Below are 13,559 nucleotides of genomic sequence, written 5' to 3'. Positions count from 1 at the left end.
GACACCCCCGAAGAGAAGCTGCGGGAGTACCTCCGCTGGGCCACCACCGACCTGCGCGACACCCGCAAGCGGCTGGCCGACCTCGAAGACCGGACGCACGAGCCGATCGCCGTCGTCGGCACCGGCTGCCGGTACCCGGGTGGCGTCCGCTCGGCCGCCGACCTGTGGCGGCTGGTCCACGAGGGCGGCGACGCCGTCGGGGAGTTCCCGGCCGAGCGCGGCTGGGACGTCGAGGCGCTCTACGACCCCGACCCCGACAGCCAGGGCACGACGTACGCGCGTGGCGGCGGTTTCCACCGCGACGCCGGGAAGTTCGACGCGGGCTTCTTTTCGATCAGTCCGCGCGAGGCCCTCGCGATGGATCCGCAGCAGCGGCTGCTCCTGGAGATCGCCTGGGAGGCCTTCGAAAGCGCGGGCATCGACCCGGTGTCGGCGCGCGGCGAGCAGGCGGGTGTGTTCGTCGGCGGCGGGTTCTCCGACTACGGCGGCGCGATGCAGTCCGCGCCCGAGGGCGTCGAAGGCCACTTGGTGACCGGCAAGGCGGGCAGTGTCCTTTCCGGACGGATCGCCTACACCCTCGGCCTGGAGGGGCCCGCGGTCACGGTCGACACGGCGTGTTCGTCGTCGCTGGTGGCGCTGCACCTCGCCGTGCAGGCCCTGCGGCGCGGGGAGTGCACGATGGCGCTCGCCGGCGGAGTGACGATCATGTCGACCCCGGCCGTGCTGATCGAGTTCAGCCGCCAGCGCGGGGTCGCCCCGGACGGGCGCTGCAAGGCGTTCGCCGGGGCGGCCGACGGCATGGGACTGGCCGAGGGCGCGGGCGTGGTGCTGCTGGAACGGCTTTCGGACGCGGTCGCGAAGGGCCGGACCGTGCTCGCGGTGATCCGCGGCTCGGCGATCAACCAGGACGGCGCGTCCAACGGCCTGTCCGCGCCGAGCGGCCCCGCCCAGCGGCGCGTGATCCGCCGGGCGCTGGCGGACGCGCGGCTCACGCCGGCCGAGATCGACGTCGTCGAGGCGCACGGCACCGGCACCGAGCTGGGCGACCCGATCGAGGCGCAGGCGCTGCTGGCGACGTACGGCCAGTCCCGGTCCGGGGCACCGCTGTGGCTGGGGAGCGTCAAGTCGAACATCGGGCACGCGCAGGCGGCGTCCGGGGTCGCGGGCGTCCTCAAGATGGTCGAGGCGCTGCGGCACGGGGAACTGCCGAAGACGCTGCACGTCGACGAGCCGTCCCCGCACATCGACTGGGACTCCGGCGCGGTTTCGCTGCTGACCGAGGCCCGGGCGTGGCCGCCTTCCGACCGCCCGAGGCGGGCCGCGGTCTCGTCGTTCGGGGTGAGCGGCACGAACGCCCACGTGATCCTGGAGGAGTACCCCAATGTGGCGTTGGGTGCGTCAGACGCACCCAATGTGGCGTTCGGTGCGTCCAGCGCACCCAACGCCACATTGGGGCGCTTGGGGAGGGTCGTGCCGTGGGTGGTGACCGCCAAGACCGGGAGTGCGCTGCGGGCGCGGGCGGCGCAGCTCGCGGAGGTGGCCGGGGAGCCCGCCGACATCGGGTTTTCGCTGGCCACCACCCGGACCGTGCTGGAGCACCGCGCCGTCGTCCTCGGGGACGGCGACGAGCTGCGGCGCGGGCTGGCCGCGCTGGCCGCCGGTGAGCCGGACCCGGCGGTCGTCGAAGGGACGCCGTCGGGTGGGGGCGGGGTCGTGTTCGTCTTCCCCGGCCAGGGTTCGCAGTGGGCCGGGATGGGGCAGGAACTCCTGGACACCGAACCGGTGTTCGCGGCCCGGATGGCCGAGTGCGCGGCCGCGCTGGCGTCCCATGTGGACTGGAAGCTCTTCGACGTCCTGTCCGACGAAGCCGCGTTGCAGCGCGTCGACGTCGTGCAGCCCGCGCTGTGGGCCGTGATGGTCTCGCTGGCCGCGGTGTGGCGGGCCCACGGCGTCGAACCGGCGGCCGTGCTCGGGCACAGCCAGGGCGAGATCGCGGCGGCGTGCGTCGCCGGGGCACTGTCCCTCGAGGACGCCGCCATGGTCGTCGCGGTGCGCAGTCGTGAGCTGCTGCGCCTGGCGGGCGGGGGCGGCATGGTCTCGGTGGCGCAGCCGGTCGCCGCGGTGACCGCGCGGATCGAGGGCACCGGGCTGGCGATCGCGGCCGCCAACGGGGCGAACTCCGTCGTCGTCTCCGGGCCGGCCGACGCGCTCGAGCAGCTGCTGGCCGGGTGCGAGGCCGACGGCGTCCGCGCGCGGCGGATCCCCGTGGACTACGCGTCGCACTCCGAGCAGGTCGAAGCCATCGAGGAACGGCTGCTCGAAGTCCTCGCGCCGGTGCGGCCGCGGGCGGGCGAGCTGCCGTTCTACTCGACCGTGACCGGCCGCCCGGCCGACCCCACCCAGCTCGACGCCGGCTACTGGTACTGCAACCTCCGTCAGACCGTCGAGTTCGAGCAGGCCACGCGCAAGCTGCTCGCCGACGGCCACGGCGTCTTCGTCGAGTGCAGCCCGCACCCGGTGCTGGCCACCGCCGTGCAGGAGACGGCCGAGGACGCGGGCCGCGAGGTCGTCGCGGTCGGCTCGCTCCGCCGCGACGACGGTGGCCGGTCGCGGCTGCTGCGGTCGATCGCCGAGGCGTTCGTGCGCGGCGTCCCCGCCGACTGGGCGACGGCGTTCGACGGCGCGCACACCGTCCCGCTGCCGACCTACCCGTTCGACGGCGACCACTACTGGCTCCCGGCCACCGCCGCGGCCGCGGACCTCGGTTCGGCGGGGCTGGTGGAGGCCGGCCACCCGCTCCTCGGCGCCGCGGTCGAGCTGCCCGACGACGGCGGATTCCTCTTCACCGGAAGGCTTTCGCTGCGGTCGCACCCGTGGCTGGCCGAGCACGCCGTGCACGGCACGGTCCTGCTGGTCGGCACGGCGTTCGTCGAACTCGCGCTGCACGCCGCCGCGGCGGCGGGCTGCGCCGAAGTGGAAGAGCTGGCCCTGGAAGCGCCGCTCGTGCTGCCGTCCGAGGGCGCGGTGCTGATCCGGCTCACCGTCGGCGCGGCCGGCGACGACGGGCGCCGGGCCCTGGCGCTGCACTCGCGGCCGGAGGACGACCTGCTCGGCGAGTGGACGCGGCACGCCGCCGGGTTCGCCGCACCGGGCGCCGCCGTCCCGGCGACCGGGCTCGTGTCGTGGCCGCCGGCGGACGCCGAGCCGGTGCCGCTCGACGACGTCTACGGGCGCGCGGCCGAGCGCGGGTTCGCGTACGGGCCGGTGTTCCAGGGCCTGCGGGCGGTCTGGCGCCGCGGCGACGAGGTGTTCGCCGAGGTGGCGCTGCCGCGCGAACACCACGGCGAGGCCGCGCGGTTCGGCGTGCACCCGGCGTTGCTCGACGCCGCCCTGCACACCGTCGCGCTGGGTTCGCTGAACACCGAAGGCACCGGGCGGCTGCCGTTCTCGTGGGCCGGGGTCCGGCTGCACGCGGCGGGCGCGACGGCGCTGCGCGTGCGGCTCACGCCGTCCGGCACGGAGACGCTGACCGTCGAGGTCGCCGACGAAGCCGGATCGCCGGTCGCGGTGATCGACGCGCTCACCTCGCGGCCCGTCGCACCCGGCCAGGTGCGGGCGGCCCGGCGGTCCGGTCCGCTGTTCCGCGTCGACTGGGTGCCCGGCGCGCCCGGTGCCCGAGGGGACGCCGAATTCGTGCCGGTGCCCCGCGGGGACGTCCGTGAGGTACTCGGCGCGGTGCTGACCCGGATCCAGTCCGAGTTGGACAGTGACCGGCGGCTGGTGTTCGTCACTTCCGGAGCGGCCGCCGACGATCCCGTCGCCGCGGCCGTCTGGGGACTCGTGCGCTCGGCGCAGGCCGAGCACCCGGACCGGTTCGTCCTGCTGGATCTGGAGCACCCGGACGACCCGGTGCCCGCCGAGCTGCCCGCGGACGAGAACCAGCTGTCCGTCCGAAGTGGACAGATTTTCGTGCCGCGGCTGGCGCCGGTGGCCGCCGAACCGGCCGGCCCCCCGGCCTTCGACGGCAGCGTGCTGATCACCGGCGGCACGGGCACGCTCGGCCGGCTGGTGGCCGGGCACCTCGCGCGGAACGGGACGAAGCGGCTGGTGCTGGTGAGCCGCCGCGGGTACGCCGCGCCCGGCGCCGCGGACGTCGTCTCCGGCCTGACCGCGCTGGGTGCGGAGGTGACCGTCGTGGCGTGCGACGTCGCCGACCGCGCCCGTCTCGCCGAAGTCCTCGACGACATCCCCGACCTCGCCGCCGTGGTGCACACCGCGGGTGCGCTGGCCGACGGCGTCGTCGAAACCCTGACACCGGAACGGATCGACGTCGTGCTGCGCGCCAAAGTGGACGCCGCCGAGCACCTGCACGAGCTGGTTCCCGACGCGCATCTGGTGCTGTTCTCCTCCGCCGCGGGCACGTTCGGCACGCCCGGACAGGGCAACTACGCGGCGGCCAACGCCTACCTCGACGCGCTGGCCCGGCGCCGGCGGGCGCACGGGCTGCCCGGGCAGTCGCTCGCCTGGGGCCTGTGGGCGGACACCAGCGAGCTGACCGGAACGCTCGGCTCGACCGGCCTGGACCGGTTGCGCCGCACCGGATCCCGCGCGTTCACCGCGGAGGACGGCCTCGCCGCGTTCGACCTCGCGCTGGCGACCGAAGATCCGGTGGTCGTGCCGGTGCAGCTCGACCTGCGCGTGCGCGGTGACCAGGGCGTCCCGCCGTTGCTGCGCGGATTGGTCCGGGCGCCGCTGCGGCGGACCGCGGCCGTCGACACCTCGGTGCGCGCTCAGCTGGCCGGGCTCGGGCCGGCGGAACGGGGCCGGGTGCTGCTCACGCTCGTGCGCGCCCAGGCGGCCGCGGTGCTCGGGCACGCCGGTCCGGGCGCGGTCGAGCCGGGACGCGGGTTCCTCGACCTCGGGTTCGACTCGCTCACCGCGGTCGAGCTGCGCAACCGCCTGCAGGCCGCGACGGGCTTGCGGCTGCCCGCGACGCTCGTCTTCGACCACCCGACGGCGACGGCGCTCGCGCGGTTCCTCGCCGAGCGGCTCGGCACGGACGGCGCCCCGGCGCTCGCCCCCGCACTGGCCGAACTCGGCCGTCTCGAAACCGTGCTGGCGCCGTTCACCGGCGAAGCGCGCGAGGCGATCACGGTGCGGCTCAAGGAACTGCTCTCCCGCTGGAGCGCCGAGCCCGACGTCGGCCCGGCCGCCGACATCGACGCGGCCACGGACGACGAGCTGTTCGGCGTCCTCGACGAGCTGCGCACCCCCTGACCACCCCTCCCTGGAGCCATCGGATGTCTAACGAACAGAAGCTGCGCGACTACCTCAAGCAGGCCGCCAAGGACCTGCGCGAGGCCCGCGGCCGGGTGCACGAACTCGAGGAGCGCGACCGCGAGCCGATCGCGATCGTCGGGATGAGCTGCCGGTACCCCGGCGGCGTCACCTCGCCCGACGAGCTGTGGCGGCTGGTCGCCGCCGGCACCGACGCCATCTCGGCGTTCCCGGACGACCGCGGCTGGACCGCCGGGGACGTCTACGACCCCGACCCCGAGACGCCCGGCAAGTCGTACGTGCGCGAGGGCGGTTTCATGACCGGCCCCGCCGACTTCGACCCCGGCTTCTTCGACATCAGCCCGCGCGAAGCCCTCGCGATGGACCCGCAGCACCGGCTGCTGCTGGAGACGTCGTGGGAGGCCTTCGAACGCGCGGGCATCGACCCGGCGTCGGTACGCGGCCACAAGATCGGCGTCTACGCCGGCGTGATGTACCAGGACTACGCCGCGCGCCTGACGTCCGTGCCCGAGATCGTCGAGGGCTACCTCGGCAGCGGCAACGCGGGCAGCGTCGCCTCCGGGCGGGTGGCCTACACCTTCGGCTTCGAGGGCCCGGCGATCACCGTCGACACCGCTTGTTCGTCGTCGCTGGTCGCGCTGCACCTCGCCGTCCAGTCGCTGCGCCGCGGCGAAACCACGATGGCGCTGGCGGGCGGGGTCACGATGATCGTCACGCCCGCCGGGTTCATCGAGTTCAGCCGCCAGCGCGGCCTCGCGCCGGACGGCCGCTGCAAGTCGTTCGCCGGCGCGGCGGACGGTACCGCGTGGGCCGAAGGCGTCGGAATGCTGCTCGTGGAACGGCTTTCCGACGCGCGGCGGCTCGGGCACCCGGTGCTCGCCGTGGTCCGCGGCACCGCCGTCAACCAGGACGGCGCCAGCAGCGGCCTGTCGGCGCCGAACGGGCCCGCGCAGCAACGCGTCATCCGCGCCGCGCTCGCCGACGCCGCGCTGACGTCCGACCTCGTCGACGCCGTGGAAGCGCACGGCACCGGCACCGTGCTCGGCGACCCGATCGAGGCGCAGGCCGTGCTGGCCACCTACGGCGCCGAGCGGCCCGCCGACCGGCCGCTGCTGCTCGGCTCGTTCAAGTCGAACGTCGGCCACACGCAGGCCGCGGCCGGCGTGGGCGGCGTGATCAAGATGGTCGAGGCGATGCGGCACGGCGTGCTGCCGAAGACCCTGCACGTCGACGAGCCGACGCCGCACGTCGACTGGGCCGCGGGCGCGGTCGAGCTGCTCACCGAGGCGAAGGACTGGCCGGAGACCGGCCGGCCGCGCCGCGCGGGCGTGTCGTCGTTCGGCGTCAGCGGCACCAACACCCACGTCATCCTGGAAGAGGCGCCGGACGAAGAGGTCCCGGAACCCGGTGCGGCGCCTGCCGTGCTGCCGTTCGTCCTTTCCGGACGGACCGACGCCGCCTTGCGCGCTCAGGCGGCGCGGCTCCTGGACGTCGACGCCGACCCGGTCGATCTGGCCGCGTCGCTGGCGGTGCACCGGGCGCACTTCGGCGAGCGCGCGGTCGTGCTCGGAGACCTCGGCACGGGCTTGCGCGCGCTCGTCGCCGGGGAACCCGCGGTGGAGGTGGTGCGGGACGCCGTCGCCGGGGGCGAAGTCGCGTTCCTGTTCTCCGGCCAGGGTTCCCAGCGCGCCGGGATGGGCCGGGAGCTGTACGGGACGTACCCGGTGTACGCGGCGGCGTTCGACGAGATCTGCGCGGGCTTCGACCCCCGCGTGCGTGAGCTGGTGCTCGACGGCGGCGCGGACCTCGACCGCACCGAGTACGCCCAGGCCGCGCTGTTCGCCGTCGAGGTGGCGCTGTACCGGCTCGTCGAGTCGTGGGGCGTCCGCCCGGCCCACCTGCTCGGGCATTCGATCGGCGAGATCGCCGCGGCCCACGTCGCCGGCGTGTTCTCCCTGGCGGACGCGCAGACGCTCGTCACGGCCCGCGGCCGGCTGATGCAGGCGTTGCCCGACGGCGGGGTCATGGCCGCCGTCCGCGCGAGCGAGGAAGAAGTCCGCGCGGCCCTGCGCGACGGCGTGTCGATCGCCGCGGTCAACGGGCCGCGGTCGGTGGTGCTCTCCGGCAAGGCCGACGCCGTCGCCGAAGTCGCGGCCGGGTTCGGGAAGGCCAAGGCCCTCACCACGAGCCACGCCTTCCACTCCGCGCTGATGGACCCGATGCTGGCCGATTTCCGCGCCGCTATCGCCGGAGTCTCGTTCGCGGAACCGCGGATCCCGCTGATCTCCGACGTGACCGGCGCGCTCGCCACGCCGGGCCTGCTCACCAGCCCGGACTACTGGGTGCGGCACGTGCGCGAGACGGTCCGCTTCGCCGACGGCGTCACGGCGCTGCACACCGAAGGCGTCCGGACGTTCCTCGAACTCGGTCCCGACGGCGTGCTCAGCGCGCTGGCCCAGGACTGCCTGCCCGCCGACTCGGCGGCCGTCGCGGTCCTGCGCGCCGGACGGCCGGAAGCGCGTTCGGTCGTCGCCGCGCTCGCCCGGCTCCACACGCGCGGGGTCACCCCCGACTGGAGTGCCTACTTCGCGGGTAGCGGTGCCCATCGTGTCGACTTGCCGACTTACCCGTTCCAGCGGACGCGCTTCTGGCTGGAGGCCACCGGCTCCGGCGGGTTCGTCGAGCTCGCCGCGAAGCCGGAACCCCCGACCGGGGCGCTGGCGGCCCGCTTGGCCGGGGCCCCGGCGCACGAGCGGATCCGGGCGCTGACCGACCTGGTCCGCGGGCAGGCCGCGGTCGTGCTCGGCCACGCCTCCGCCGACGAGATCCGCGCGGACCGGCCGTTCAAGGAGCTGGGTTTCGACTCGCTCACCGCCGTCGAGCTGCGGACGCTGCTGGCCACCGCCCTCGGCCGCGAGCTGCCCGCCACGCTCGTCTTCGACCACCCGACGCCGTCGGCGCTGGCCGCGTTCCTCGACGGCGAGGCGGTCGCGGCCGCGGAAACCGTGGTGGCGCACGACGAACCGATCGCCATCATCGGGATGAGCTGCCGCTACCCGGGCGGGATCGGCTCGGCCGACGACCTGTGGCGGCTGGTCGCCGCCGGCACCGACGCCATCTCGCCGTTCCCCGCCGACCGCGGCTGGGACATCGACGCGATCTTCGACCCAGACCTGTCCCGGCCGGGCACCACGTACTCCATCGAAGGCGGGTTCGTCGACGGCGCCGCCGAGTTCGACGCCGCGTTCTTCGGCATTTCCCCGCGCGAGGCGCTGGCCATGGACCCGCAGCAACGGCTGCTGCTGGAGGCGTCCTGGGAGGCGTTCGAGCACGCCGGCGTCGACCCGACGGCGTTGCGCGGCGCGAAGGTCGGCGTGTTCGCCGGTACTTCGGCGCAGGACTACAGCTCGCTGCTGGCCACCATCCCCGCCGAGGCCGAGGGGTACGTCGGCACCGGCACGGCGTCGAGCGTCGTGTCCGGCCGGATCGCCTACACCTTCGGCTTCGAGGGACCGGCGCTCACGGTGGACACGGCGTGCTCGTCGTCGCTGGTGGCGCTGCACCTGGCCGCGCAGGCGCTGCGGTCCGGCGAGTGCTCGATGGCGCTGGCGGGCGGGGTGACCGTGATGTCCACCCCGGCCGGGTTCATCGAGTTCAGCCGGCAGCGCGGGCTCGCCCCGGACGGCCGCTGCAAGTCCTTCGCCGCGGCCGCCGACGGGGTCGGCTGGTCGGAAGGCGCCGGCGTGCTGCTGGTCGAGCGGCTCTCGGACGCCCAGCGTCTCGGGCACGAAGTCCTCGCCGTGGTGCGGGGTTCCGCGGTGAACCAGGACGGCGCCTCGAACGGTCTCACCGCGCCGAACGGGCCCGCGCAGCAGCGGGTCATCCGGGCCGCGCTGGCGTCCGCGCGGCTGGCACCGTCCGATGTGGACGTCGTCGAGGCGCACGGCACCGGCACGGTGCTCGGCGACCCGATCGAGGCGCAGGCGGTGCTGGCCACCTACGGGCAGGACCGTCCGGAGCCGCTCCTGCTGGGCTCGCTCAAGTCGAACCTCGGCCACACCCAGGCCGCGGCGGGGGTCGCGGGCGTGATCAAGGTCGTGCAGGCGCTGCGGCACGGCGTGCTGCCTGCGACGTTGCACGTCGACGAGCCGTCCCCGCACGTGGACTGGACGGCGGGCTCGGTCGAGCTGCTCACCGAAGCCCGGCCGTGGCCCGTCTCCGACCGGGTCCGGCGGGCGGGGGTGTCGTCGTTCGGGGTGAGCGGCACGAACGCGCACGTGATCCTGGAGGAGCCGGAGCGCCCCAATGTGGCGTTCGGTGCGTCAGACGCACCGAACGCCACATTGGGTGCGCTGGATGCACCCAACGCCACATTGGGGCGCTTGGGGCCCGTGCCGTTCGTGGTGTCCGGACGGGATGCCGAGGGCTTGCGGGCGCAGGCCGCGAAGCTGCGTGAAGCGGCGGAGCCGCGTGAGGCGGCGGAGTTGCCGCTGGGGGATGTCGCCTGGACGTTGGCCACCGGGCGCGCGGCCCTGGAGCACCGGGCCGCGGTCGTCGCCGCTGATCGAGACGAGCTGCTCGAGGGGCTGGGGGCGCTCGCCGAAGGGCGGGCACACCGGTCCGTCGTGCAGGGGACGCCGGTGAGCGGGCGAACCGCGTTCCTGTTCACCGGCCAGGGGTCGCAGCGGGAAGGGATGGGGCGGGAGCTGTACGAGGCGTTCCCGGTGTACGCGGCGGCGTTCGACGCCGCTTGTGCGTACCTGGACCCGCGGGTCAAGGAACTCTCGGGAGCGCCGGACACCGATCTCGCGCAGCAGGGGATCTTCGCGGTGGAAGTGGCGTTGTTCCGCCTGCTGGAGTCGTGGGGTGTGCGGCCGGACGTCGTCGTGGGGCACTCGGTGGGGGAGATCGCGGCCGCGCACGTGGCCGGGGTGCTGAGTCTCGAGGACGCGGCCACGTTGGTTGGAGCGCGGGGGCGGTTGATGCAGGCGTTGCCCGAGGGTGGCGTGATGATCGCGGTCCAAGTATCCGAAAAGGACATCGAGCTGCCGGAGGGTGTCTGGCTGGCGGCGGTGAACGGGCCGGATTCGGTGGTGTTGTCCGGTGAAGAAGCTGCCGTGACCGAGTATGCAGCGAAGTTCGCGAAGACCAAGCGGCTCAATACGAGTCATGCGTTCCATTCGGGGTTGATGGAGCCGATGCTGGCGGAGTTCGCGGCGGCCATCGACGGGTTCAGCATGTCCGAGCCGGTCATTCCGTGGGTGTCCACTGTGGAAGATGGATCGGACTACTGGGTCCGTCAGGTGCGGGAGTGTGTCCGGTTCGCGGACGCGGTCAAGGCCACGAACGCGAGCACCTTCGTCGAGATCGGTCCGGACGCCGTCCTGAGCGCCATGGTCGACGGAGCCATCCCGGTGCTGCGCAAGGACCACGACGAGGTCCGGACCGCGATGAGCGCCCTTGCCCGGCTGCACGTCCGCGGGGTGACCCCGGACTGGACGCGCGTGCTCCCCGCCGGCCGGAAAGCCGACCTGCCGACGCAGGCGTTCCGGCGCGACCGGTTCTGGGTCGAGCCTTCCTGGAACGCGGGCGACGTCACCGCCGCCGGGCTGGCCGCCGCGGACCACCCGCTGCTCGGCGCGGCCGTCGACCTGCCCGGCACCGGCGGGTGCCTGCTCACCGGGTCGCTGTCGGTCAAGACGCACCCGTGGCTGGCCGACCACGCCGTGCAGGGCACCGTGCTGCTGCCCGGCACCGCCTTCGTCGAGCTGGCGTTGCGCGCCGCCGACGAGGTGGGGTGCGCGGCGATCGAGGAACTCACCCTCGCCGCCCCGCTGGTCCTGCCGCCGAAGGGCGCGGTCCGGGTCCAGGTCGCCGTCGGCGCGACGGACGACGACGGCAAGCGGCCGATCACCCTGCACTCGGCCACCGGCGACGACGACCAGGCCTGGAGCCTGCACGCCACCGGCACCCTCGCGCCCGAAGCCCCGGCACCGGGCAGCCTGAGCACCTGGCCGCCCGAGGGTGCCACGGAGATCGACGTCACCGGGCTCTACGACGGCTTGCAGGACAACGGCTTCGGCTACGGCCCCGCGTTCCAGGGCCTGCGCGCGGCCTGGTCGCTCGACGGCGCCGTCTACGCCGACGTCACCCTGCCGGACGAGCAGCAGGAGGCCGCCGTCCGGTTCGGGCTGCACCCGGCGTTGCTCGACGCCGCGCTGCACGCCGTCGGGCTCGGCGACTTCGTCACCGCGAAGGGACAGGGGCACCTGCCGTTCTCGTGGAACGGCGTGGTGCTGCGGACGTCCGGGGCGGCGAGCCTGCGGGTGCGGCTGGCCCCGGCCGGGCCGGACACGATCAGCCTGACCGTCGCCGACGCACAGGGCCGCCCGGTCGCGTCGGCGGAATCCCTGCTGCTGCGGGCGATCTCCGCGGCGGGCATCGAAGCGCGGGCCGAGTACCACCGGTCGCTGTTCCGCCTCGACTGGGCGCCCGCCGCCACCGGGGCCGTGCCCGCGGCCACCTGCGCGGTCCTCGGCGACCCGGCACTGGCGGCGGCGCTGCGCAGTGCCGGAGCCGTCGTCAAGACCGGCGGCGAGCCGGCGGACTTCACGTTCCTCCCGGTCACCGGCGACGACGTCCACCAGGTCACCACCGAAGTGCTCCGGACCGTGCAGGACTGGTCCACCGGACGGCTGGTCTTCGTGACCCGGGGTGCGGATAAGGACGTCGCCCTGGCGGCCGCGTGGGGTCTCGTGCGCACCGCCCAGGCCGAAAACCCGGACCGCTTCACGCTCCTGGACCTCGACGGCGACCTCGACGGCCGCGCCATCCTCGCGGCCCTCACCGGCGGCGAACCCCAGGTGCGGCTGCGCGACGGCGAGACTTTCGCGCCTCGCCTGGCCCGCGTCCCGGCGGGCGAGGCGGCCGCGCGGGCGTGGCACCCCGACGGCACCGTGCTCGTCACCGGCGGCACCGGCACCCTCGGCGGCCTGCTCGCCCGGCACCTCGCCGCGAAGGGCGTCCGCCACTTCGTGCTCGCGGGCCGTCGCGGACCGGACACGCCGGGTATCACCGCCCTCGTGTCCGAATTGGACAGCCTGGGGGCGAAGGCGGACGTCGTGGCGTGCGACGCCGCCGATCGCGAAGCCCTGAAAGCACTCCTGGCCGGGATCCCCGCCGAGCACCCGCTGACCGCGGTCGTGCACACCGCCGGCGTCCTCGACGACGGCGTCGTGGCCTCGCTGACCCCGGAGCGGTTCGCGACCGTGCTGCGGCCCAAGGCCGATGCGGCGTGGCACCTGCACGAGCTGACCGAGCACCTCGACCTGGCCGCGTTCGTGCTGTTCTCCTCCGCGGCGAGCACGCTCGGCAACGCCGGGCAGGCCAACTACGCCGCCGCCAACGCCGTCCTGGACGCGCTGGCCCGCCACCGGCACGCTCGCGGCCTGCCGGCGACGTCGCTGGCCTGGGGCCTGTGGGAGCAGTCGAGCGGCCTGCTCGGCGAGCTCACCGACGTCGACAAGCGCCGGATGAACCGCGGCGGCTTCGGCGCGCTGGCCACGGCCGACGCGCTCGCGCTGTTCGACACCGCGCTCGGCCTGGGCGAGCCGGTGCTGCTCCCGATGGAGCTGGACCTCGCCGCGATGCGGCAGCGGATCGGCGGCGGCCCGGTGCCCCCGCTGTTCCGCGGGCTCATCCGCGGCGCCCGCCGCCCGTCGGCCGCGCCGGAGGAAGGCGCGCTGGCCGCCCGGCTGGCCGAGGTGCCCGCCGAAGAGCAGGAAGCCGTCCTGCTCGACCTGGTGCGGACGCAGGTCGCGGCCGTGCTCGGGCACGCGTCCGCGGACGCCGTCGACCCGGAACGCGGGTTCGGCGACTTCGGGTTCGACTCCCTCAGCGCCGTCGAGCTGCGCAACAACCTGGCCGCCGCGACCGGCCTCCGGCTGCCCGCGACGCTGATCTTCGACTACCCGGACCCGCAGGTTCTCACCGGCTTCCTCCTCGCGGAACTGGGCCGGGGAGAAGCCGGCGCGGCCGATCCGGCGCTCACCGCGTTGGCCCAGCTCGAAGCGGGTCTCGCCACCGGCGAACCGGCGGAAGCGACGCGGATGGCGCTTAGAACCCGTTTGGAAGTGCTGCTTGCCACCCTCTACCCGCGGACCGGTGACGAGGGCGGCACCGGTGCGGGCCTCGACACCGCGACGGACGAAGAGCTGTTCGCCCTGATCGACCAGGACTCCGAGGTCCACTAGCGGCCGCCC

1 protein-coding gene and 1 pseudogene are annotated in these 13,559 nt (G+C 74.6%); both read left to right on the top strand.

Features of this window, described 5'->3' with window-relative positions; all coding sequences use genetic code 11:
• Positions 1-5,277 (top strand): annotated as a pseudogene (locus AB5J73_RS01740) (type I polyketide synthase); the annotation flags it as partial.
• Complete coding sequence (locus AB5J73_RS01735) at positions 5,274-13,550, top strand: type I polyketide synthase (RefSeq protein ID WP_370972857.1); 8,277 nt, start codon at positions 5,274-5,276, stop codon at positions 13,548-13,550. The pseudogene AB5J73_RS01740 and the gene AB5J73_RS01735, both read left to right, overlap by 4 nt.
• The last annotated feature ends 9 nt before the right edge of the window (positions 13,551-13,559 follow it).

It is taken from the genome of Amycolatopsis sp. cg9, from assembly GCF_041346945.1.
Classification (GTDB): Bacteria; Actinomycetota; Actinomycetes; order Mycobacteriales; family Pseudonocardiaceae; genus Amycolatopsis.
This window is presented reverse-complemented; position numbering and strand designations above follow the sequence as displayed.